Here is a 24,870-nt window from a genome sequence, read left to right on the forward strand (position 1 = left end):
ATTGTAAATGGGCCAAAATTCATCCTTTAGAGATAAATGATTCTATCGTCGATACATGAGTATTCCAACCATAGTGCGCTTCAATCCGAGCACGGGCATGTAAACCCATATGTGGCACAGATGAATCCGCATGCTCCGCAAGCCAAAGAGCCGCAGTTGCAAATCCTTCCACCGAATCAGGAGCAATACGTATACCTACCACCTTGTCATTTATAGCATTCAATTTATCAATAGTAAGAGCAGGTGATACGATCTCTTTAAGTTGTTCCAGATCAGAGACCAGCACTGGCTTACTCATACTCATATATGCAAATAATTTCGTCGGGGAACCAAAAAATCTTGAACCATCTGCATTAGGCTGCGTCGGCGATAAAAAGGCATCACATGCAGCAAGATAATTTTTTGCACTATTCTGAGGAACAAGACCTACAAATGCTACATTTGCATTCGTAATCCCCAATTTTTGTAGGCTTGTTTTCAGAAATGGATGTAACGGACCATCACCAATTAAGAGAAAAAATGTCTGGGGATTTTTCTCCACAACTCGTGGAATCATATCTGCCAATAATTCGATGCCATGCCATTGCGAGAAAGTACCAATAAATCCAAAGACAAACTTGTCAGTAAGATTAAGAGTAGAGCGAATGCATGCTCGTTGCTCAGTTAGTTTTCCACTATCAAACTCTTCATAATCAACGCCATTTGGAACAACACAGATCTTGTGTGGATCAACGCCTCGCTCACATAACTCATCTTTTAGAACCTGTGAAACCACAATAATAGACTGAGCCTGTGCGAGATTAATTTGTTCTATCCATCGAATAAGCCATAAAAGCTGTAGCGTCGCCTTGCGTGACCAAAATTTCTCTATCCATACTTCAGAGCCATTGTATTCAAGAATCAGCGGAATCTTTTTCAATCTGCTAAGAAGAACTCCTGTTGCATTCAAAACGCTATATCTCTGATAGAGCACATCATACTTTCTATCCTTGAACATTCTCCATGCTTGCCATGTAAAAATAAACGTCGATAGAAAGCAATTCAGCTTCCATCTCAAAAACGATAACCAACGTGGATTTTGCAATTCTTTAAGCTGCGCAAGATTACACTCATGCAACATATCAAGCATCACAGATGACGCGCATGCAACCATATATCCTTTTTTTATGAACCCTTGAACAACACCTAGTGTATGTGCAACCGAACCTCCCGCAACGAGAGGCTCGCTCATGATATCAGTACGCAGATACAAGAGAGATTTTTTTTTATTCATGAAAGGCATCATTCGCTAAAACATTTTGCAACGTCCAAAGCTCTAGAGAGTGCTCCCAATTAGGCCGCATATTCCTGTTATACATACGGCGTATTGACTGAGGCTTTAAGTAAGTCCCAATCGGCACCTCCCGGGCATCAACTAACTTCTTAAAATAATCTTTAAAATAATCACCCTGCTGAAACCAACGCTGTGTTGGCGCTGCAAATCCCATTTTTTTACGATAAATGACATCATAAGGAAGAATTCCCTCACATGCCTTTTTCAAAATATATTTGGTCATACCGCTGTGATACTTCATAGATGAAGGGATCTGCAAGGCAAATTCAACAAACGTATGATCTAAAAACGGCACCCTAGATTCAACTGATGTTGCCATAGTCATTTTATCGACACGCATTAAAAGTAACTCTGAGAGTCGTTGTTTGAATTCGAGATAAATCATTGATTTAAGAAAATCAGCATCAGGATCACGTCGCTTAAGGTCCATGACATGATAATCAACTAACGAATAACTATCTAACTCCTGTCGCAACTCAGGATAAATTTGCGCAACAACATAATCGTGTTCCACAACCTGATCATGATTCCAAAAATCACTTTTTAGAATTTCTGAAAATGCTGTCGCACCACTCCAGAAGAGCTGTCTACCATCAACCCAATCCTTTAGTTTCGCAAGGTGATTTTTTTTTGTAGGAAACGCAGCACACGCACCATAGTACATACATTGTTTCGCCCATTGCGGCACTAATTTTACTGATGGTTTCCAAAATTTATGGTGAACATCAATCACCTTTGCATAATGACTATATCCACAGAATAATTCATCTGAGCCCTCACCCACCTGCACCACAGTCACGCCTGAATCCTTGAGCAACTTAGAAACGAAATAGAGTGGAATACATACACAATCTGCAAGAGGCTCATCCTGGTGATACACCATTTTTTCAAAGAAATCGAAAGCATCTTTTTCGTTAATAACCACTTCATGATGATCGGTCCCAAATTCAGTTGCAACTTTTCGAGCCCATTCTACTTCGCTGAATTCAGGCCCATCCGAGAATGACACATTGAATGTCTTAACGCGATCGGTGAACTCAGACATTAGTGCAACATTTAAACTGGAATCAATCCCCCCGGAAAGAAACACACCAAAGGGAACATCAGACATCATACGCTTCTTGATAGATTCACGAAGCAAATATCGAATATGATCAACTAAAAAATGCTCATCATTAAGCTCGCGTTGTGTATATGTAGGAACAGAGACAATTGGATTGTACCATTCATGAAAGCTATATACACCACGTGCATCGACCATACAGTAGAATCCTGGCGGCAGTTTATAGATTCCTTCATATAATGTGTACGGTGCTGGGGTTACTAAATAGGTAAGATAGTGATATAAACCAGGACGACTGATTTTACGTGTGATCCAGGGACACTCCCATAACGCCTTAATCTCTGATGCGAATGAAAATACTCCACCCTGGACGGAAAAATATAACGGCTTAATTCCAATTCTATCACGAATAAGAAATAGCTCATCTCTAACTACATCATAGAGCGCTATTGCAAACATACCTTCAAATTTATGAATACACTCAATGCCCCACTCTTTATACGCATATATAACGGTCTCTGTATCGGTACCAGATCGATATATATAGCCCTTGCTTTCAAGCTCTTTTCGAATGATTGCGTGATTATAAATTTCACCATTGAATGACACCACAACTGTTTGCTGAGGATCCATCATTGGCTGTGCCCCCGCAGAAGAAAGATCAATGATACTGAGCCTTCTATGAGCAAGTCCACATTGTTTATGGTGAGATATCCACACGCCCGAACCATCAGGACCACGATGTTCCATGCGTTTTTGCATTCTTTCTAAAATGTCTTTTGGTGGATTAAACAAAGATTGAGAAAGATTTTTATATCCGGCAATACCGCACACGCCTTTACCCTCATGCAACGGTGTTATGTGGTTACAGCAGCACCGTTATACCATGCTTGTTAGAAAAACAAAACCTGCATGAAAATGCCGCTGCTATGCAAAATCGTAGGTTCCTCCACCCTGACATGCTAATTGATCAATGGTAAGCGTCAATTCTGCAACAGTGTTGAGGCGATCAAAATTAATTGGCGCAGGGCCACCACTGCGGACACTACTAAAGAACCGATGCAAAAGCGCTTGGTGTCCTTTGTCTTGGGTGAGCGTTTGCTCATCAAAGCCAGGCGTTAATCCATATCCTTTCAACGTACGGTAGTCATCCATAATGATCGACTTAGAATCATAAAAGACTTCCATACGTTCCTTGCCAGAAGCATCGTGTCCTAGTGCAGTGTATAACAATGTACAAATCGAACCATCACTAAAACTAATCTGCGCAGAGAAGTTGTCAGTAGGAAATACGTTATCGTGAGCGGGACGCACTGTTTCTACCGAAACCGATACAGGTTCTGCCTCAGTGAGATAACAGAACAAATCAAAAATATGACACGCCTCACCAATGATACGGCCTGCACCAACATCAGTTTGTACCCAATGATTTTTTGAAATCAGACCTGCATTCATTCGGTAATGTACTGATAACGGACTTTTACGCTTCTCAACTTCTCGCTTAATTTTTTGCATAAACGGAGCAAAGGATCGATTATAGTCGACACAAAATGGCGCATCTGGGTGTGCACGGAGAAAGCCACTCAAGACATCAAGCTGCTTGAAATCAGTCACCATTGGTTTTTCGACAAAAACCGCTTTCCCATGAGTTAAGGCACGCATAATTTGCTCACAATGATACTTATGGGGAGAAGCAATAACCACAGCATCAACGAGGTCTTCACTAAATAACTCGTGATCTCGAATTAATACTTTACGAGCACCACACGCACGCGAGACTTTAATTGCAGATGTAATATCAGAGTCAACAATTGCATTGATCTTTACAGCACCAATTTTAGAAACAACCGGCATCAATTTGGCTTGCGCAAATCCACCAACACCAACAAATCCCACGCGAATATCACGCGCTGCTGGCGTAAATGTAACTGGCAAATCAAGATCAAATGATTCAATCACCTGTGCCGGCTGATAAAGTTCCTCCTCTTTAGGAAGATAATCAAGCACAACCGCAAACGCTTCCTTATTTTTCACCATATCATAGCCGCGCGTAGCATCAGCAATAGGTATGTTCTTCATGAGAAGCTCAGTCTTTAATTTTTTTTGTTTGAGCAAATCAGCGAACGCTTGCATATTACGATTTTCTGTCCATCGAACGTATTGGTATGGATAATCAATACCCTGATTTTCATACTCAGAATCGTAACGACCTGGTCCGTATGAACATGAAATAAGGAAGTCAATTTCTTTTTTATAAAATGGATCACGCTGTAGCTTCAAACCCACATCTCCAACAACAACAACCTTTCCCTTTTTTCTGGTAATCGTCATTGCCTGTTGCACCAAGACATCACTCTTTGATGCCGCAGCAATAATAGTACAATCAACACCATGGTATTGGGTTAGCCGATTCACCTCTTTTTCAAGATCATCATCTACTGCATGATAAACGGCATCGGCTCCTAAATCTTTAGCAGTATCAAGACGATTTTGCATAATATCTGAACCAATCACACGGCATCCAGATAATTTTGCCAATTGCACGGTAATTTGCCCCAACAGTCCAAGCCCAAGAACGCACACCGTTTCTCCAAGGCGCACATCAGCACGACGTAACCCTTGTAATGCAATCGAACCAATCGTTGTCATACTTACTTCTCGCAGAACATCTTTCTCAACAAGAACCACTAGATTCTCAGGAACAGCAACAATATCCGCATGACTTGCTAAACCAGCACCTGCGCACGCTACATAGTCGCCAACTTTAAATCGACGGATTTTACTCCCAACTGCAATGACACGCCCTGAGCATGAGTATCCCAAAGCTTGTATATTTCCTGCAAGCCGTCCCTTTATGAGAGCACGAGTTCCCTGAACACCATTTTTTGCTAGTGATGCAAGAACCTTTTTAACCTTAATAGGAATATTGTTAAAAAGAGGATTTTGACTCGCTCCTGCAATGGTTGCTGACTCGGTGCCGGCACTAATACATGAATAGTGCACAGAAACCAAAACACTGTGTTCATCTAATGAGGGTTGGCAAACTTCCTTGACAGCGATGGCACCTTTTTCCAAAAACACTTGTCTCATGCTGCATGCTCCTTAATCTGGTTTGTGCTAGTGGACATCATCACTTTTTTCTTCTTAGCAAACCTTTTTTCCGACTCTCGTGAAGTAATCCCACAATAATCCAATGTGATTACACTCGCTGCATTCAATGTTTCTATCGTTTTAAAGACTGAGTGACCAACAAGCGCGACAACTATATCGGCAGCTAACACCCCGTCTTTATAAGTCACACATTGATCAGCTTCAAAATAGCGAGACAAGATCGATGGAATAACATGCGGCTCACACACGCTCACTTTGCATGTTTTTTCATGATCTCTTTGTAGCTCAAGCGCGATTTTCAAAGCTGGCGACTCACGAAGATCATCAACATCAGGTTTATACGTCAACCCCAGCAATAAAACTCGTGGTTGCTTTTCATTATGCATTTGGATGTGTTGCTTAATCTCTTGTAGAACATCATACGGTCGCTTATCATTGATCACGCGCGCCGACCTTAAAAGCGTTGTTTCGTTTTTAAACGTATCAATCAAGAACCAAGGATCAACAGCAATACAATGCCCCCCAACACCACATGATGGTTTCAAAATATTGACCCGAGGATGCTTATTCGCAAGCGCAATAACCTGGTATGGATCTCTATTAATTTTTTTTGCCATCGCAGCAACTTGATGCGCAAATGCTATTTCTACATCGCGGGAACTATTTTCAATAAGCTTCACAAGCTCTGCCGTTGCAGCATCTGTCTTATGCAATTCGCCTTTTACAAAAGTATTGTACAAGGATACCGCAGCATCGGTTGACGCTTCATCCATACCGCCAATAATGCGATCATTATAGATCAACTCATAGAAAATTTTTCCGGGCAAAACACGTTCTGGACAATGCGCAACAAAAAAATCGTCACCAGGTATAAAGCCTGTTAAATGTGCCAATGTATCCTCCAGCCGTGCGGTTGCTCCAACAGGAACTGTTGATTCTAATATCACACAATTTCCTGGCCGAAGCGTTCCAGCGATCTCTTTGCTAGCCGCGTGAACATAAGAAAGGTCTGGCTTTTTGTCAGCAATAAATGGTGTTGGAACCGCTATAATAAAATAATCTGCAGCATGCAATGTCGTATCAGCACAAAATAATCCAAGGCCAAGAACAGCTTGTAATCGCTCTTGCAACCCGTCCTCTTTAATAACAGCATGACCCTTATTAATGCGCTGCACTTTCTCACGATCAACATCATAGCCATACGCCTGAACTCCATGCTCAGCAAGCATGATTGCTGTTGGCAATCCAATATATCCAAGCCCTACAACACTTACTTTCATGATGCAGCCTCCTGTTCGCGTTCTTTTGTATAAGCACGCGCTTGATACACCTCTTCATTACGCATTATTCGACGACTTTCTTCAATAATGTGAACAATCTTTTGTGCAGCATAGCCATCACCATACACCGAACTATGTACAGCGGGCCTTTCAGACAAGACACATAATTGCTCAAAGACCTTAGCCATTTGCACAGCGTCAGTACCGACCATGTGCGCCAAACCGGCAGAGACACCCTCCATGCGTTCTGTTTTTTCACGTAGCACCATAACGTGCTTACCAAGGCTTACGCCCTCTTCCTGAATGCCGCCAGAATCAGTCATAATGAAATCAGTCTCGTGAAGCACATAGACCATATCCAGATATGATAGTGGTCGGGCCACATAACAATTTTGCATATCTCTGATTTCAGATTTCTCAATCGCCTCAAGCACATGTGGATTTGGGTGGAACGGATACACAAATAAAATATCATCTCTCTGATCCGCAATACGTTTTACTGTTGTCAAAATACGCTCAATACCCCCATGAAATGATTCCCGTCTATGCGCCGTTAACAATACAATCTTCTGCCCCATCACCTTACCCTGTTCGATAACGTTCTTGATATCTCTTCTCGGCACTAATTGTCCACAATCAAGTCGTTCTTTCACGATGCGTAGAGCATCCACTACAGTATTGCCCACACAATGGACAAGCGATGGATCAATATTTTCTGAAAGCAAATTGCGCTCCGCCAGTAATGTTGGTGCAAAATGGTACTGAGCAAAATGACTCACAATCCTTCGGTTTAGCTCCTCAGGGAAAGGTTGTTCAATATCATACGTTCGCAACCCTGCCTCTACATGACCGATAGGGATATGCATATAAAATGCAGCCAAGCCAGCCGCCATAATGGTTGTAGTATCGCCCTCAACAAGCACTAGCGATGGCTGCACCGCTACATATAATTTCTTACATTCTCTCAACACAGCTTCATTAATATGAAAGAGATCCTGGCCAGCTTTTCCAATCCTAAGATGTACATCAGGCTGTATAGCGAACACATCAAAAACCTCCTGTAGAAGGTCGGTATGCTGATCAGTTGAACAAAGCATTACAGGAATACCTGCTTCTTTAAGCGCGAAATAAACTGGTATCATTTTTATGCCCTCTGGCCGCGTACCAACAACGATGAGGACAGGTTTATCACCTGACATGATTCCCTTGCATATGTTAAAAAGATATGTTGACAAATGACACGGCACAACAATACCATATCGTGAATCGTTGACAAGATCGTAAGCAACGTGCATGCAACAATGAATAGGTTTCTCGAAAAAACCGCTTTGATAAGGCATTTATAATGATTTCAAGAGCAACGCAACCCACCGTTACCAACCTCTCAATCCTTTTTTTTGCAACATTTCTCCTCAGAGCACTCGTTTTCCAGCTCTACATCAGACCAAATAAATATTATCATGCACCAGATTCCTTGGACTATCACTCATGTACACTCGGACTTACGTTCAAAGGATCGTTTTGCTACCTCGATCACCCAACCCCCATTTATTGGAGAACCCCAGGTTATCCCTGGTTCCTAAAACAGTTCTACGCTCATCATAGAGAAACTATCACTTCCATTGATTTTTCTGATGCCGCTACTGCCCAACAAGCGGCCTTATGGTTTCAGATCTTTCTCTGTTCATTTATTCCCCTTATACTTCTTTTTTTGGCACTCGCATTAACACGCAGCTTCTGGATAGCATGGATGCTTGCCTGGATATCTTGTCTTCATGTTGGTTTTATTCTGAATAGTATGACCCTTATGACTGACGGCCTTGGGTCCATTCTCTTTTATCTATTTCTCTACCTATTTTATCTAAGATTTAGCTTGATTGGAGAAACGGCTCGTAACAAATACAATCTTTCCTCTATGATCGGAGCTGCAGCTGCACTAGCACTTTATACATGGCTCAGGCCTATGGGTGAAAAAGTTGACATATTGATGACAATACTCCTTCTATTCTCAGGAGAAAATTGGAAAACAATATGGAAAAAAATCATACTTTTTGGTGGATTATTTTTCGGCCTTCTTTCGCCGTGGTATATAAGGAATTATCATCTGACTGATTCCTGTTTTTTTTGGCCAAGCGGACTTCACCTCAACCTTTTCTCGACATCAAAGATAGTACGTCGTGTCAAAAACATCTCGATTGAAAAAGCCCACCAACAACAATCGGACGCAACAACTCAACTTACCCGCCAGCGATATAAAGAGGCATTTATAAAGAAAACCAAAGTTCCTTGCGGTTATTTAATTCATCAGGAAATTGCGATGCCATGGATACGCAGATACCCAGGTTACTTTTTATACGATTTTTTTGTACAAATACTGTGCACGGCCTTTGACCTCTACTCATTGCAATTGATGCATTTTTTTCACAATACCTATCACTATGAACCATTGGAGCGATACATAACCGAAGACATTCCTGACGCTCTCTATAGCAAACCACTTCCAATTAGCAGTCGTCTAATATGTTGGCTAGAATTCTTCTTCATGCTCCTAATGTGGACTGGCATCATTCTTGGTTTTTGGAAATTCATCATTGCCGAGTTTATTTCCCTATTTAGAAAAAAGTCACAACTTCCCGCAGTTACATTTTTATGGCTCAAGCTTTTGCCACTTGCAGGCGCTGTAATTGCGATGGGAGGGTTTTTTGGTTGTGCAAGATTACGGTTACCCGTTGAACCACTCTTGCTTATATTGTCCTTATCCTTTTGGTATACAGTAATTGTAAAACGTCAACCTCTGTCTTCGGGAAAGATTGCCCTATGAAAAAATTATATGCACCATGGCGTAATACTTATACACAAGAAGAAGCGCTTAAAAATAAGGATGATGACCCGCAATCAGCATGCGTTTTTTGCAAAAAACTCGCTGAAAATGAAGATAGAAAGCACTATATTCTTGAAAGATTCCGCCACTGTACTGTGCTCTTGAATCTCTATCCCTACAATGCAGGCCACCTCTTAATTATCACAAATGAACATCATGCAAATTTAAACTCTCTCTCTCCTGCAGCTCGAACCGAACTCATAGAATTGACCAACTCCTGTATTGAAATCCTAAAAACAGCCTTAGGTTGCCATGGCACCAATGTTGGATTAAACCTAGGAAAGATTGCAGGTGCAGGTATCCCCGCGCATCTTCACATGCATATACTTCCGCGTTGGCTCGGTGATACTAACTTTCTTCCCACTTTAACCGACACCAAGGCTATCTCCTTTGATCTCAATGATATTTATAATGAGCTGAAGCCATATTTCGAAAAAAATATTATCTAAATATAAAAACTCTTGAGCTCGCAAATCACCCTCTGGTACAGTGATAAAGAGAAGAGGAATTACTTCCCGGAATCAGGAGTTTTATTCATGCGAGATGTGCATCTGCGAAGATTGCTCCTCACTTTTTTGATCCCTGTGTGTAGTATCGCTACCAAGACACCTGTTGAGAGCAGACCAATGACTCAACTTGATGATGTCGACTACAACCCTCAGATCGAAAAATGGAGGACAACGTACTACGTTAACGATTTTAACCAAACGTATAAAAATGCGCTGGCTAGCTTTATTGCATATTTACTTGAAGACAAGCCGTCATCTGAAACGTTTAATCGTCAATTCAATGCTCTCCACGAATCTTTTCCCAATCCTATGAGAGACTTCCATTTAGCAACCGTAAAGCTATTTGAGAACGCCATACTCGAAGCGTACAAAACAGGCTCCTGTAATGACAACTCATGGAAACGTATGCTAAATCAGTGCTATGAGTGTGTGTATGGAATGCTTGAACCAGAAAATACCACTTATAATTACGGAAACAAGACGAGTCTAAGTCTTCCAAAGCCAAAGAATAGCAAGAAATAAGCCCTAAAAGAGACCTTCTTTGTACATTGCCTCCCTGACCAAACCTGCTAGAATGATTTCAAAATAAGATTTTTATTCTAGTAGCCAAGAGCAGGGTTTTCCATGAAATCACTCGAGATCCGTAAAAAATTTTTCGACTTCTTTACACAACATGGCCATACCCTTGTCCCAAGCTCATCATTGATTCCCGCCGATGATCCCACATTGTTATTTGCCAATGCAGGAATGAACCAGTTCAAGGATGTCTTTCTAGGCAAAGAGAAGCGCAGCTATACCCGTGCCGTAAGCATTCAAAAATGTGTGCGTGCAGGCGGTAAGCATAATGATCTTGATAATGTCGGATTCACGAGACGGCATCTCACATTCTTCGAGATGATGGGTAACTTTTCATTTGGCGACTATTTCAAAAAAGAAGCTATTCAATTTGCTTGGAACTTTCTCACGAAAGAAATGGGATTACCCGCTGATAAACTGTATCCAACCGTATTTGAGCAGGATGATGAGGCCTATAATCTTTGGCATACTATAATTGGCGTTCCAAAAGAACGTATTTACCGTTTAGGCGCATCAGACAATTTTTGGCAGATGGGGGATACTGGACCGTGTGGTCCATGTTCAGAAATCTTGATGGATCTTGGTCCGGAATTTGGCTGCGGCAAAAAAACGTGTGCACCCGGATGTTCGTGTGATCGCTATTTTGAGATCTGGAACCTTGTGTTCATGCAATTTAACCGACAGCCTGACGGCACCGACCTGCCACTATCTCAAACTGGTGTCGATACCGGTATGGGGCTTGAACGACTTACTCTTGCCGTACAAAAAGTTGGATCGGTATTTGAAACTGATTTATTCACCCCAATCATCAAAAAAATAGAACAACTTACTGGCATAATCTATAAAGATCAGGATGTAAAAGTTAAAGGAGCATTTAACGTTTTGGCTGATCACATTCGATCTTCATCTATGATCATCGCCGATGGAGCCTATCCATCTAATGAGGGCCGTGGATACGTAGTACGTAAAATAATTCGTCGTGCCGCGCTATTTTCTCAAAAATTGTCTGACAAGCCGCTCCTCTCTGATCTAGTTCCTATCGTCGTAAAAGAGCTGGGATCAATTTACCCAGAATTGCGTGATGCCCAAGACCGTATTATCGCCCTCATAGACCAAGAGATTGAGCAGTTCTCATCTAACCTTGTCCGTGGGCAAACAGTTCTCAATCGGTACATGTCAGAAAACACTAAGAAGCAAATTACAGGCGCAGAAGCTTTCACACTTTATGATACCTATGGATTTCCATTGGAGCTCACCCGCGTTATCGCTGAGGAAGCCGGATTTATAGTCGATATAGCAGGCTTCGAACAAGAAATGGAACAACAACGGATCCGATCTGGCAAAAAATCAAACTATGTTCAAGAAGAACTTCACCTTGATGATACTACAACAGAATTCACGGGTTACCAGGAACTTTATACATCATCACCCATTCAAGCCCTAATAGTAGACAACGTGCGCGTACAATCAGCAGAGAAAGGACGAGTCGTTTGGATTATACCAAAACACTCTCCATTTTACGTAGAATGTGGGGGCCAGATTGGTGATCATGGAACAGTAACAATCAAAAACCATACAGCCCAAGTCACACAGCTACGGACCTTTAACAATGCCATTGGCATCGAGATAACTGCACCGACAACCCTTTCCTGCGGCGATATTATTATCCAAGAAGTCGCCAAGAAGCATCGTGCTAATATTATGAAAAATCACACCGCTACCCACCTACTACAGGCAGCGCTTGTTGAGATATTGGGAACAGGGATAAAGCAATCTGGTTCTCTGGTACATCCTGAGTACTTGCGATTTGATTTCACCTATCACAAGCAATTGAGTCCGGAAGAGATCTCCAAAATTGAACGACGCGTTAATGAAATGATCATGGAAAACATTATCGTCACAACACATGAGACAACATACCAACAGGCGCTTGATAAAGGTGTCACCGCGTTTTTTGGCGATAAGTACAACCCTGACAGTGTCCGAGTCGTAGAAGTCCCTGGTTTCTCTGCAGAATTATGTGGCGGAACGCATGTCCGTGCAACTGGAGACATTGGCCTCTTTAAGATTACTGATATATCAGCCCTCTCTGCTGGAAACCGCCGTATTATTGCAGTCACTGGCCCCCACGCGGTACAACTGTTTCAAGAGAGCTATATCACCATTAAAGAGTTGTGCACACTTTTTAAGGTCAAGCCACACGAGCTTATGACAGCCGTAATAAAGCAACAAGACCAATGTAAACAAGCACAACAACAGGCTCGTGCCCTCAAGAAACAACTCATTTCGCTCAACCTTCCGCAGTGGCTTGCGTCCGCAGAAACTATTAACGGTCTTTCAATCGTTTTGCTGGAACTTCAGGGATATGGACTGGATGATCTCAGAATGCTTGCACAAGAATTGCAAACCCATAAACCAGGACTATATTGCATCTTTAATAGTGAAGGGAATAAGACCGCCTTTATAATTTCGCTACATTCTTCATTAGCGCAAAAACATAGCCTCGAGATTCTCAAGGCATTTTTACAAAAATCGTTTAAGCTTCGTGGTGGTGGGACAAAAACCTTACTTCAAGGAGGAGGGCCACTCCTTCCACGAGGATGGGAAGAAACCCTACGAACATGGCTACAGGCACATATATAGTTAGATGATTAATGGGAGATTGAGTCGTACATTTCGCGAGCAGGAATAAATGTAATTTTCTGGTCATCGGATAGCTGCTTTGAGCGACATTCGCATGCAGCATCCAAAGAAGAAAGTTCTAGGGAGCACGCCATACATATGATCATGGTTGTTTCTTTTTTCTGCATAATCTCTCCTGTTGATACGATTGATGGCTCATTTAGAAACCTCACCAGCTTATCAAATAGACATGATCCAGCAACAGGTCGCCCTTACGGAGCAGGCTCAGCAAAAAGCTCCTCAATCATATCACAAGCCTTCTGAATAGCCTGATCAACCTCTGGTCTCGGTTGATTAAATTTAGTTAAAACATAATCTGCCACAGCGTCACGATCTTCTGGTCTTCCGACCCCAAACCTTAGCCTCAAAAAATCTTCGCCGTATGAGGCCATTATGGATTTAAGACCATTATGTCCACGAGCGCTTCCTCCCTCTTTAAGCTTTAAAATACCAAAGGGTAATTCTAGCTCATCGTGAACTACCAATAGTTGGCCTGGCTTAAGCCCCATTTGCTTCAAGGAAGGAATAACAGATCCAGAAGCATTCATGAATGTTTGCGGTTTAACTAGGAGGACATCACAATCTTGGATAGTAACATGGGCAAGTAGCATAGCCCCCTGACGTTCCCAAGACGTACCCAAGTGCTCCGCAAGCGCATCAACAATACGAAACCCTATTGAGTGGCGAGTCCAGTAATAAGATGGGCCTGGATTTCCCAAGCCCATAATAACGGTAATTTTACAGCGAGAGGCTTGCTTCATGCAGTCCTGCTACCACTTTTACCTTCGTATGCCTTGTTCATGTATGCTAATAATTCTTGCGTCTTGTCAGCCTGGCTGCGCATTGCAAGTCCCGGTGATTTTGGGACAACGAGATCGTAATGATGCTCTTGCGCAAACTGTGAAACTTGGCTATCGAGTTTTTGCACAAAACGCAATTCTGCTTTTTGACGTTCTACACGATAATCCTCAAGGGCCCGTTCCGCCTTGGTATCGAGATCACGTTTTTTGCGCACGAGAGTATTTTGTTCAGTCTCTTTGGCTGCCTCACTGAGCAGCGCTACTTTGTTTTGAAACTTAGTAACAGCGTCCTTAAGCTCGCTCTCTTCTTGCTTGATAGTATCAAATAACTTTTGATATGTTGTATCAATTTCCTCTACAAGTGCAGCACGTTCTTTTGACTTTTCCATAATTTCATCTGGATTATAGGCACAAATAGCAAGATCATTTGCACTTAAATAACCCAATCCTAAACAACATAAAACGGCAATAACCTTGTGTCTCTTCATAGACAGACCCTTTTTGATAACAAATGTGATTACAGGGCATCACTGTACTTATTTTCCTGATATGCGTCAACGAGAGTCAACTCGCTGTTCGCGAGTACGAACCACCCATTTACGAGCTTCTTCAAAAAAGAATAATGGAGCTGTAAAGAGCAAGATCAGACCAAACTCTTTTGCGCTCAGCGGCACAGTTTTAAATATCCTTTGTAGCATAGGCATACGGACTACAAGCACTTGTAATACACCAACGAGTACTGTAGCAGCAATAAGCCATCGATTAGAAAACCATCCAATTTCAAAGATTGGTTTGCGTTCTGATCTACAATTCCATGCATTGAACCACTGATATAGCGCCATGGTCACCATCGTAAGTGTCCGAGCTTTATCTAGATCTGTGTGATAATAGAAACTAAAAATAATAAGTGATCCTAACCCCATTGGGATCGCCATATAGAGAGTCTTAATAATCAGTGACTTATCTATGAGATAGCGACTTTTTTTGAACCAATCTTGTCGCAATAATCCGTCTTCCTTAGGTTCCATCGCCAATGCCACGTCAAGAAATCCATCAGTCACAAAATTGAGCCACAAAATCTGTGCCGCCAAAATTGGTAATGGGAAATTCAAGAGCAATGCAAACATCACGACCAAAACTTCACCAAGATTTGTAGTAAAGAAATACAATACAACACGTCGCAAAGCATAGAGAATATGGCGACCCTGCTCTACCGCACTTACAACATGCACAAATGAATCATCAAGCAGTACAACGTCAGCAGCTGCCTTAGCGACCTCAGTACCAATTCCACCCATTGCAATACCGACATCAGCTGCAATAAGCGGCGGTGTATCATTCACGCCATCGCCCGTCATTGCAACTACTTCTCCAAGGTCATGGAATAAACGAACTATGCGCAGCTTATCCGCCGGTGTCACTCTCGCAAAAACAGTGATACGAGCAAGACGGCTCATCAATTCATCATAAGCAAGAGCCTCTAGATCCTTACCTTCGACAACCTCATCGCCTTCACGATAGATACCAACTCGTTTAGCAACATAAAGAGCCGTTTTCTTATGGTCACCTGTTGCCATCACAATATGCAAGCCCGCGTCCCGCGACTGAGAGATCATATCAATGACATCGGGACGAATAGCATCTTGGATTCCAAAGAATCCCATAAATTCAATACTCTCTAATTTGCTTTTAAAAAACGTAAGATCGTTACCATGATTTTCAACTTGATCCAAATTTAATGTAATAGCTCCAACACTTACAATCCGTAAACCTACCGCAAGCATTTTGTCGAGCGATTCTTGTGCACGAGTATCAAAATTGTGACAACGCTCTTTCATAATCTCGGGAGCACCTACAACGAATGCTATACATTTACCGTTATATTTATAAAAACCAGCGTGATACGCATATTCGCGGTCAAAAGGAATCTCGTAAATCAAACTATATGCGTCATACACCTTCTTTTCATCTAACCCAAGTTTTTGAGCAAATATGTACATAGCTGCTTCAAGTGGTTCACCCTTGATCTTGAATATATCTCGCTCTTTCACGTATTCAATCTCAGACCGATTCAATAATGTTCCTGCAAGTGCCAGGGCATCAATATGCGGATTCATGCCTATCATTGTTTCGGTGCCATTACACCTAATTGTCCCCTGTTTAAAATATCCAGAACCAGATATTGAACATAATTGTCCACTTACGTATACCTGAGAAACAACCATCTCATTACGAGTCAATGTTCCTGTTTTATCAAGAACAATTACTTCAGTACGACCCAACGCATCAACAGCGCGTAATCGTTTTACCAATATGTTCTTCTTGGCCATACGATGCGCACCCGTCACTAGTACCAACGTAAGTACAACAGGCAAACCTTCCGGAACCACACAAATAAATAGCGCCGTTAACATGACAAGTAAATCAGTGAAGGTTTTTCCCAATAGCAGCCCTATTCCCAACAGAGCAACACACAGGATAAAAATGAGAACCAGAACACCACGCGCAAGCCGATCAAGTTCATGTTTTAATGGCATATCAGTACGAATACCTTCGATGCTGATATGTAAATGTCCAATTTCAGTATCAGATCCAATCGCAGTTACTATTGCCTTTCCAGATCCTGAGAGGACCGATGTTCCACGAAAAACCATATTAATTTGATCGGCAATAGACGCCTCACGTGAAATGGTGCCACTTGTTTTTATAATACCTTCCGATTCTCCTGTAAGAAGAGCTTCATCGATTTTGAGATTATTGACCTCAATGAGACGAGCATCGGCAGGAATACGCTCTCCCTCGTGAAGCACAATAATGTCCCCAACAACAATATTTTCATCGTGAATAACCTCCTTTTCCCCATCACGCAATACAACCGATGTTGTTGTAATAAAGTGACGAAGGCGATCGAGAATATTTTGCGTTCTCCCCTCTTGGATAGTTCCTAAAATGGCATTAAATGAAAGAACCCCACTGATAATGAATGCATCCATCTTATTGCCTACAAAAAAAATTATCGCTGCAGCGATAAGCAAAATGTAGATAAGGGGATTTTGAAATTGCCGGACAAAGATCAAAAGAAGAGGATCGCGGGGAGGTTCAGGCAATGTATTTGGACCATGTTTTTCTAAACGTTGTCGAACCTCATTTGATGACAACCCCTGTTCAGCACTCGTTTTATATTTTTGCAGTAGCTCATTTATAGTACTTTGATACGCTTTCACACTATACTCCTTCTCCTGCATCTTGGCGTAGCGTTATCATACGAATGTACCGTAAAATCTTCAAGAAAAGAGACTTTTGCGCCGTTGCGTACTGCTATCGCTCTTATTCATAAATCCCTTCAATCTGAATATTGACATGCTGGTAAAATAGAAAAGAACATCTATGAAAAGCTTTAAAAAAATGTTCATACTCCAATTCTTACGATAAAAAAGCTTCCCAATGATAAAAGCGAACACCGTTATCATTGGGAAGCTTTACCCATTAATTTTTAACCTTTACACCTCGATGCTCAGCACACTGAGATGCAGTCGCCATCTCAGGCACGTCGTCTACGACCATCCTGTAGTTCATGAAACGCGGTTTGTAGTCCCGACTTCAGATTGGCAATATCTTCTGCTTTCCAAGTCGCATGATCACTGTGAACAAATGTCGTCTTATCCACACGGTTGTCAAAACGACCTACAGGGATATGAAATGTCTGGCCGCGTGTAGAAACACAAATGGTGTTAGGTTTATCAGAGGTTTGTACGAGATGAGCAATATCATCACATCCATAGTCTGTATACATTACCGCCTGAGGAACACAATGATTAAGGATAGAGCCTGGATCATTTGGATTCGCGCGAGCAAGATTTTTGCGACGTGATTCTGCAGGATCAACCCATATATAAAGCAAAGATGCTTTTTCCAAAATAGCGGGGCTAAGCTGTGATAATGCATATTGATATCCGTATGGTTGAGGCAACGGCATTGGTGAAGATTCTGCACCACCACGCGCAAACTCAATAACAACGGTCTTATCCTTCACACCCTTTTTTGCCTCTTGGTTTTTACTTGCCAAAAGTTTCTGCGCATCCTGCTCTACCGCTTGGGCTATTTCCTTGCGCAATTTTGCATCCATTGAACTAAACACAGGAGCTGCACCGACACTGATACGAGCCTGATCATATCGCTTAAAGAGCCACTCTGAAGCGGAACGAGGTTTATGGGTGCGTTGTGCAACAAGATCATCATAATCGTCATTCAATAATACAGTGAGGGTTCCCCAATCTTTAGGTTCACGGAAGGGATATGCAGGAGATGCGAAAAACGGACCCTCATGTCCACGAGCCGTCATCTCATCACTCACTCTTCTCATAATATGAACATATGGGAAATCATCAAGTTGTACAGTTTCTTTGATCCCAAATTCTGAGCGGCATTCTTGAGGTGTTAAACTAGCGAGATAATGACGCACCTCTGATTTTCCTGACGCAGGAAGTGCTAATAAAAGAAGCACGTCCACATCTTGTGTTTGTGCTTTCGTTGTTTTCTGGCTTTTGGCAGACAGCATCCCCACAGCCGCAATAAGACAGAGTAAAGAATAGAAATATTTTCTCATGACAAGCCCTCACGATAAAAATGTAAAAAACTATCGGGTGGCTAGCTTATAGAAGAGAGAGTTACGTGACAAGCTCAAATATTCAATCGTTGTTTGACAGCATCACTTTGCAGTTCTCGCATAGCATCAGCGCCAATCCATCGTGTTGGTTTTTCAACCGCACTCTTGAGCTCCCGTGCAACACTCACGGCCCGACTATGTAACAATGCATTGCGTTTACCAACTTGACGAAGCGCCCAATTAACGGCCTTCTTTACAAAATTGCGGTCATCATCGGCATGCAATAAAACGGCCCTCAAGAATGGGATAAACTTTTCATCAGAAGCTTCTTTGTCTTTCACAGCAAGCACTGCCATCAAAGCAAAGCCTGCACGTCGAATAAATTCTTCGTCACGAGAGCTCCACAATAATGCCTTATTATAGACATCAGGCATTTTCCAAAAAACATTTAGACATGCCTGGTCACAGACATCCCAGGAATCAAGACCTTTTAGCCAGCGCTCCAGTTCCTTGTTTGTAAATTTATCTGCTTCAGCAACCATTGTTGCTAACAGCCGCGCCTCATGAACCTTTGTATCCCATAACTTCTGTGCAAGCTCATGATCTTTACCAATCTCACAAGCAAGTTTACGCAGTACGGGTACCGAGACGCCATATGCTTTGATTGTTTTAATGCCAAAGCGCGCCATACCTTCTAGTAATTGAGCATCTGAGTGTACTTGGAGAGTTTTGAGAATAGTCTGTATGCGATCTGCAATAGTCATGAACGGCCCTTAAAAAATAACCACTTCATTTCAGATCGAAGTATAAAACAGTTTTTAAAGTTTGACTAAAGGTCTAGTTACCATGAAGCCATTCTTGTATTTTGTGAAACAGATAAGGCTGAATATCGGGATAGGTGAGAGACTCTGGAATCCCATCAAGTAGATGGACGCTACTAATTTCAAAAGGCGGTAATTCACCAAGATCGACAATTTCCGAATAACATAGAAGGCCACGACCCAACTCTACGCCTGCTTTAGACACTACGTATACACAAACAGGAGTTAATCTGAAAGTTCTAGCTCCTGTTTCTTCAAAGAGCTCTCGTCTTGCCGTGAAGAGTATCTTCTCATGTAATTCGCGGGATCCTCCCGGAATTTCGAAGGTATTTCTCTTGTTATGCCTGACAAAAACCCATTTGTCCTTAAATCGCGCAACAATGACCGCAAACTGTAATTTCTGCTCGCACGCCTCTGTGAAAGGCTCAAATGTGACCTTTGTCATTGATTCCAACGCTGCATGTCACTCTAACTCTGATTTCGCTAGACTTGGCACAATTGATAACTCAAGCAGGTAACCTGTTTCATCTGAGATTTGCAAATTAACTGCATCTCCAAATAGTGTGAAGAATTCCGAATCAGAATAAAGAGTGCGTGTATTTTCTTTCAAGCTCCCGCAACGTACATGGAGACAAACTTGATTTTCATTGCGTGTTGCACCAACCTCTACGTATATTCCTGCTTCATCATTCTTTAATTCTATGCACCCAGTTTCTCCCGTAGAAGGAATAATCAACTGAGGATGTGTGATAACCTCGCCATTATCAGTAAGTACCATGTCAAGCATGATATTTTCCTGATTATCGTAGGACATAATTAAGCCGCAAAAAGATAAAGCAAAAAACATGGGATACTTCATAATGAACTCCTTGTATGGAAACATGCATGTAATATGCATTGCATTATATCAATCAGGAGTCTTCTGGGCAATTATAACTTAATCTTATGCAGGTACTGAAACTCCGCAGGCCTTAGTCGGTTTGATACTAAAATACACTAGGATTTCGGTCTGGAGGGTTGTAAGAATATCGTAAACTTAGTCCTCTAAAATCATGAGCAGCCACTTCAAAAATAACCACTTCATTTCAGATCGAAGTATAAAACAGTTTTGGAACTTGGACGAATATTGACAGTCTATTGCCTTTGATCAAAACTTCTTACAAGCTCTGATTCCGCATATCCTCCCTAATTAGGGAATGAATACAGGATCACCACAAAGGAGAAGAAGCAGAATGCCTAAAGTCTTAAAGTTACTTCTATGGACCCTATCAATAATCACTATTTTAACGGGCAGCTCCATCGTATATCTTCTCTGGCTTCAGCCAGCCTTCTATTTTCCAAAACCAGAAGGCCGGTACGCAGTGGGCACAAAGCTCTATCATTGGATCGATACACGTCGTAAAGAAATATTACATCAAGATAAGCAGCACCCTCACCGTGAATTAAATGTAAAAATATGGTATCCAGCCCAGGAGTATTTACAAAACGCACCAACTACTCCCTATGCTCCCTATGCAATCGATTATTTCAAAAAAAAGAACCCTTTCGCTTGGTTGTTGATATTATCTCGCCCTACGTACGTATATGCAATCCCCGATTTACCTATTGCCACAGATGAATCGACTTTTCCAGTCATTCTTTTTTCTCCAGGATTCCGAGGATTTCAGGATTCTAATACGGCACAATGTGAATCATTGGCAAGCCACGGGTACGTGGTTGTTGGGATAACACATCCATATGATAATACTGTTGTTAAATTTTCCGACGACCGTATAGCAGATGGTCTCAAGTCTCTTTCAAAAAGATCCCAGGGAATCCCTCTTGAGCAAAGCTCCATTCTTGATGATTCGGCTACAATATGGCTGGCCGACATAGAATTTGTATTAAACAAACTCGAACAACTGAAACAAGACAATAATTCTTTTTTATATAAACGGCTTGATCTTAATCATATCGGTATGTTTGGACATTCTATGGGTGGTTCAACTGCTTTGCAAATAGCCGCCCATGATTCTCGCATAAAAGCAGCAGTAAATTTAGATGGTGCTTTATTTGGTTATAATATAGCAAAAAAGATTGATAAACCCTGCATGGTATTGCTTGCGGGAAATGGCGTTACGTTCAATGAACGCCCCCTGACTCAAAACGAATGGAAAAGATATAATATTACTTCACAGGAAGAAGAAGCGAAATTGAAGGAAAGTTATTTACCAGCACTTGATAAGCTCGCACAATCAACACATCATAATTTCTACACATTTGTTGTTAAAAATGCAGGGCATCTTGATTTTTCAGATATGGCATTATCAAAGTCCGCAGCCCCGCTTGTTCATCTTATTGCGATGACAAACAGCTCTCTGCTAAGGTTGGGATCTATTAATGGAGAAAAAGTAACAGAAATCGTAAACGCATACCTTCTAAGCTTCTTTAATAAGTATCTGAAGAAAGAAACCTCAGCCCTATTGGATAGTCAAGATGGGCATTACGCAGAAATTGAAACGCGAAATAAAAAATAAAACAAAACATAAGAATTGGTGGAGGCGATGGGAATCGAACCCATGTCCGCACTACAACAGACCCAAAGCGCTACATGCTTATTCTTCGAATATACAAACTTACCGCCTCGAAGACACAGTACAGTAAGTAGGCTTATTCAGTGATACAATCAGGCTACAAAATAAGAGAATCTACCCTGAATGTCCTATCTGGATAATTCGAATCAGGTCAACTGATAGACACGTCTTCCTGATAAGTCGTTTAATCGCGTCGATTAAGCGAATGCTGGAATTTCAGCATTTATTGTTGTACACAATTGTTTTACGAGCACTTGTGAAACGCTCGGCATGCTCCTTAAGTGCATCATAACACGTCGAAGCCTAGACGCCCCCGTATATTTCAATGAACTCTTTTCACTCTTTATCGTACCAATAAAGGCTCTGGACTGTCAAAAACCCTAGTTCCCCCTTTTGAGCTCACGCTCAGTTTCCCTGAGAAGATCCCGTTCTTTCAGGGCTGCCTTTTTGCTTGGGGCCTTTTTATGCTTGGCAAGTCCAAGCTCTACCTTGATCATGCCCTTCTTGGTTGAGTACATCTTTAGGGGAACCACAGTAACCCCCTTCCTGGAAATATCTCCCACAAGCCTGTGTAGCTCCTTCTTGTGCACCAAAAGCTTACGTGGCTGGCGAGTGTCATCTTGCTTGGTATATGCTTGCTCATAAGCCGGAATATGGCAATTGGTAAGAAAGAGCTCTCCCTTATGAATCGTGGCAAAAGCTCCTATTAGGGAAGCCCGGCCCGCCTTAACCGACTTTACCTCGTCCCCTGACAAAACAATACCTGCCTCAAGTTGGTCTAGGATGTCATAATCGTAAAATGCTTTTTTGTTCTGGGCTAAAATCTTCATATGCCTTTTGAAAAAGTACTATGTTTACTCTATAGTAGAGTGACCTGTTTGATTGTAATTCTAAAGAGCGGAGAGGATTATTGCAATGGACCGATACCGTATTTTGACTATCCTCCTGAGCGTAACATGTCTTTCTCACATGTCTCTAGGAAGTTCAAAATTCCAATATCAACCCCACATAAAACGTGTTTATTCTGGTTCCTTACGTTTTCCTGATAGCATTACACCGCCCCCACGCTTGACCGCATATTACAAGGGAATTCGGGTTGATATTCAAAATGGAAACTTTACTGTTCGTGATACAGAAGCGGCCCCCGGATTTTACTTCTTGTTCACACTCAGCCCTGTTACTCCATGTACAGATGCTCATGATCCCAATACTATCCAATTTTTCCAACTAGATCCGGAGAGCCCCTATAAATGCTTCCGTGTCTTGAGAACTCGTGGCGATCGGCCATGGCTAATAGAAGAAACGCCGCTGGAGCAAACACGTCACGCTATGCTTAAAATTCCGGAATCAACCATCATCATTCCCTTGAACCCTGATTATGTTGAGGCTGTTCAAACCGAGGCAGATCCATCACCGTTGCATAGTACGTCCTTGCCAGACATTATCTTTAAAAAAGAGCTTTCACAAAATAAAATCAATGAGATGGTCATACAATCGACGTTTGCTGCACTCGATCTGAATCCATTTCACAGAAAACCAACCATAGTCCAATCCATCGATCGCAATGCGCCACACATAATTATGTCTATGGTAACAGAATAAGATGGCGTACCGCATTCTTGGCATCGAAAGTTCATGTGACGAAACTGCTGCTGCGATCGTAGATAACGAACGAGGTGTGCTCTCGAGCAGGCTATTTTCTCAAATAAAACTACATCAACCATTTGGTGGCGTGGTTCCAGAAATTGCATCTCGATCTCATTTAGACAAAATACCGGTAATCGTTCAAGAGGCTTTGCAAGCAGCAAAGACATCACTTGATGATATTAATGCTCTTGCTGTTACTACAACACCGGGACTCCCGGGATCACTTTTAATTGGTCTGTGTTTTGCAAAAGGAATATCTCTCGCTCGCAACCTACCTCTCATTGGAGTCAACCACCTTGAGGGTCATATATTCTCACCATGCATAGAACATGACGTGCCCTTTCCTCATCTGAGTATTACGGCATCAGGTGGACATACTGCTTTGTACCTTGTGCATAGCTTTGGCAAGTACAAGTTGCTCGGACAAACATTAGATGATGCAGCAGGTGAAGCATTCGACAAAGTCGCAAAGCTGATTGGACTGGACTATCCAGGAGGACCAGCCATTGAAAGATATGCACGTGAAGTTGATTTTAAAGACTTTTTTAAATACCCACGCAACAAACTAAAATCTCTTGATTTTAGTTTTTCTGGTCTCAAGACGGCAGTCTTTTACGATCTGGTGAAAAAAGAATTGTGTGACTTTACAACAAAGAAATTTAACCTTGATGCTCCAAACGCACACGACATACAACACCAAGTAGCAAGTTCACTTCTCGTATGTATCGCCGATATTTTCAAACAAAAGCTCGCACACGCCCTAGCACAACATCCTGAGGTACAGGCGGCAACCTTCGCTGGTGGAGTCGCTTGTAACAAATATATTAAACAACAACTACAAGAGCTGTGTGATAAACATCAGACACAGTTCTTCACCCCATCACCGCAGTATTGCACAGACAACGCTGCAATGATCGCGTTTGTAGGGCAGTACAAAGCACGTAATAAAGAGTTTTCTAATTTAACGTTGGATATTTTCTAACAAATC

The 24,870-nt window shown here is 41.8% G+C and carries 21 protein-coding genes and 1 other RNA gene; 7 read left to right on the forward strand and 15 right to left on the reverse strand.

What is annotated here, in order from left to right; genetic code table 11:
• Positions 1–19: 19 nt before the first annotated feature.
• The 5 genes from JW872_00860 to wecB all read right to left on the reverse strand — a co-directional run bounded on the left by JW872_00860 (position 20) and on the right by wecB (position 7,986).
• Positions 20–1,273 carry a glycosyltransferase family 4 protein gene (locus JW872_00860; GenBank protein MBN1549191.1) on the reverse strand — a complete coding sequence of 418 codons (1,254 nt, stop codon included), beginning with the start codon at positions 1,271–1,273 and terminating at the stop codon, positions 20–22.
• The gene (gene asnB / locus JW872_00865; GenBank protein MBN1549192.1) at positions 1,266–3,230 is read right to left on the reverse strand and encodes an asparagine synthase (glutamine-hydrolyzing); all 1,965 of its coding nucleotides are present in this window, start codon (positions 3,228–3,230) and stop codon (positions 1,266–1,268) included. Before asnB ends, JW872_00860 begins: the two co-directional genes overlap by 8 nt.
• A 93-nt stretch (positions 3,231–3,323) precedes the next feature.
• Positions 3,324–5,486, reverse strand: a complete 2,163-nt coding sequence (locus JW872_00870; protein ID MBN1549193.1) for a bi-domain-containing oxidoreductase — start codon at positions 5,484–5,486, stop codon at positions 3,324–3,326.
• A complete protein-coding gene (locus JW872_00875) occupies positions 5,483–6,787 on the reverse strand; it encodes a nucleotide sugar dehydrogenase (GenBank protein MBN1549194.1) in 1,305 nt (434 codons plus the stop codon). The genes JW872_00870 and JW872_00875 overlap by 4 nt, the downstream gene beginning before the upstream one ends.
• Positions 6,784–7,986 (reverse strand): UDP-N-acetylglucosamine 2-epimerase (non-hydrolyzing), encoded by a 1,203-nt coding sequence (wecB, locus tag JW872_00880; protein MBN1549195.1) that lies wholly within the window; start codon positions 7,984–7,986, stop codon positions 6,784–6,786. The genes JW872_00875 and wecB overlap by 4 nt, the downstream gene beginning before the upstream one ends.
• A gap of 146 nt (positions 7,987–8,132) precedes the next feature.
• On the opposite strand from wecB, the gene JW872_00885 reads away from it, so the two are divergent.
• From JW872_00885 to alaS, 4 genes are all read left to right on the forward strand, one after another.
• Entirely contained in the window at positions 8,133–9,608 is a 1,476-nt protein-coding gene (locus tag JW872_00885) for a hypothetical protein (protein ID MBN1549196.1), read from the forward strand.
• Positions 9,605–10,117: an HIT domain-containing protein gene (locus JW872_00890; GenBank protein ID MBN1549197.1), complete on the forward strand. Its 513-nt coding sequence runs from the start codon at positions 9,605–9,607 to the stop codon at positions 10,115–10,117. The genes JW872_00885 and JW872_00890 overlap by 4 nt, the downstream gene beginning before the upstream one ends.
• Positions 10,118–10,294: 177 nt before the next feature.
• Complete coding sequence (locus tag JW872_00895) at positions 10,295–10,699, forward strand: hypothetical protein (protein ID MBN1549198.1); 405 nt, start codon at positions 10,295–10,297, stop codon at positions 10,697–10,699.
• A 102-nt stretch (positions 10,700–10,801) separates the two neighbouring features.
• Positions 10,802–13,396 (forward strand): alanine--tRNA ligase, encoded by a 2,595-nt coding sequence (gene alaS, locus JW872_00900; protein ID MBN1549199.1) that lies wholly within the window; start codon positions 10,802–10,804, stop codon positions 13,394–13,396.
• 8 nt (positions 13,397–13,404) lie between these two features.
• On the opposite strand, the gene JW872_00905 is transcribed toward alaS, so the two are convergent.
• From JW872_00905 to JW872_00940, 8 genes are all read right to left on the reverse strand, one after another.
• A complete protein-coding gene (locus JW872_00905) occupies positions 13,405–13,563 on the reverse strand; it encodes a hypothetical protein (protein ID MBN1549200.1) in 159 nt (52 codons plus the stop codon).
• Positions 13,564–13,647: 84 nt separating this feature from the next.
• Complete coding sequence (locus tag JW872_00910; protein MBN1549201.1) at positions 13,648–14,196, reverse strand: aminoacyl-tRNA hydrolase; 549 nt, start codon at positions 14,194–14,196, stop codon at positions 13,648–13,650.
• Positions 14,193–14,723 (reverse strand): OmpH family outer membrane protein, encoded by a 531-nt coding sequence (locus tag JW872_00915; GenBank protein MBN1549202.1) that lies wholly within the window; start codon positions 14,721–14,723, stop codon positions 14,193–14,195. The genes JW872_00910 and JW872_00915 overlap by 4 nt, the downstream gene beginning before the upstream one ends.
• A 66-nt stretch (positions 14,724–14,789) precedes the next feature.
• Positions 14,790–17,459 carry an HAD-IC family P-type ATPase gene (locus JW872_00920; GenBank protein ID MBN1549203.1) on the reverse strand — a complete coding sequence of 890 codons (2,670 nt, stop codon included), beginning with the start codon at positions 17,457–17,459 and terminating at the stop codon, positions 14,790–14,792.
• Positions 17,460–17,776: 317 nt separating this feature from the next.
• On the reverse strand, positions 17,777–18,841 hold the full coding sequence (locus tag JW872_00925) for a hypothetical protein (GenBank protein ID MBN1549204.1): 1,065 nt from the start codon (positions 18,839–18,841) through the stop codon (positions 17,777–17,779).
• 74 nt (positions 18,842–18,915) lie between these two features.
• A complete protein-coding gene (locus tag JW872_00930) occupies positions 18,916–19,605 on the reverse strand; it encodes a DNA alkylation repair protein (protein ID MBN1549205.1) in 690 nt (229 codons plus the stop codon).
• Positions 19,606–19,678: 73 nt separating this feature from the next.
• On the reverse strand, positions 19,679–20,107 hold the full coding sequence (locus JW872_00935; protein MBN1549206.1) for an NUDIX domain-containing protein: 429 nt from the start codon (positions 20,105–20,107) through the stop codon (positions 19,679–19,681).
• Positions 20,108–20,125: 18 nt separating this feature from the next.
• On the reverse strand, positions 20,126–20,521 hold the full coding sequence (locus tag JW872_00940; protein ID MBN1549207.1) for a hypothetical protein: 396 nt from the start codon (positions 20,519–20,521) through the stop codon (positions 20,126–20,128).
• Positions 20,522–20,894: 373 nt separating this feature from the next.
• On the opposite strand from JW872_00940, the gene JW872_00945 reads away from it, so the two are divergent.
• Positions 20,895–22,178 carry a dienelactone hydrolase family protein gene (locus JW872_00945; protein MBN1549208.1) on the forward strand — a complete coding sequence of 428 codons (1,284 nt, stop codon included), beginning with the start codon at positions 20,895–20,897 and terminating at the stop codon, positions 22,176–22,178.
• A gap of 16 nt (positions 22,179–22,194) precedes the next feature.
• Here JW872_00945 and ssrA read toward each other — a convergent pair.
• Positions 22,195–22,550, reverse strand: a transfer-messenger RNA (tmRNA) gene (gene ssrA, locus JW872_00950).
• Between the two features lie 65 nt (positions 22,551–22,615).
• On the reverse strand, positions 22,616–23,065 hold the full coding sequence (gene smpB, locus JW872_00955; protein ID MBN1549209.1) for an SsrA-binding protein SmpB: 450 nt from the start codon (positions 23,063–23,065) through the stop codon (positions 22,616–22,618).
• 85 nt (positions 23,066–23,150) lie between these two features.
• Between smpB and JW872_00960 the strand changes: the two genes are divergently transcribed.
• Positions 23,151–23,837 (forward strand): hypothetical protein, encoded by a 687-nt coding sequence (locus JW872_00960; GenBank protein ID MBN1549210.1) that lies wholly within the window; start codon positions 23,151–23,153, stop codon positions 23,835–23,837.
• 1 nt (position 23,838) lies between these two features.
• Complete coding sequence (gene tsaD, locus JW872_00965; GenBank protein ID MBN1549211.1) at positions 23,839–24,864, forward strand: tRNA (adenosine(37)-N6)-threonylcarbamoyltransferase complex transferase subunit TsaD; 1,026 nt, start codon at positions 23,839–23,841, stop codon at positions 24,862–24,864.
• Positions 24,865–24,870 lie beyond the last annotated feature (6 nt).

This window comes from Candidatus Babeliales bacterium (assembly GCA_016929235.1).
In the GTDB taxonomy this organism is placed as follows: domain Bacteria; phylum Babelota; class Babeliae; order Babelales; family JABCYS01; genus JAFGJD01.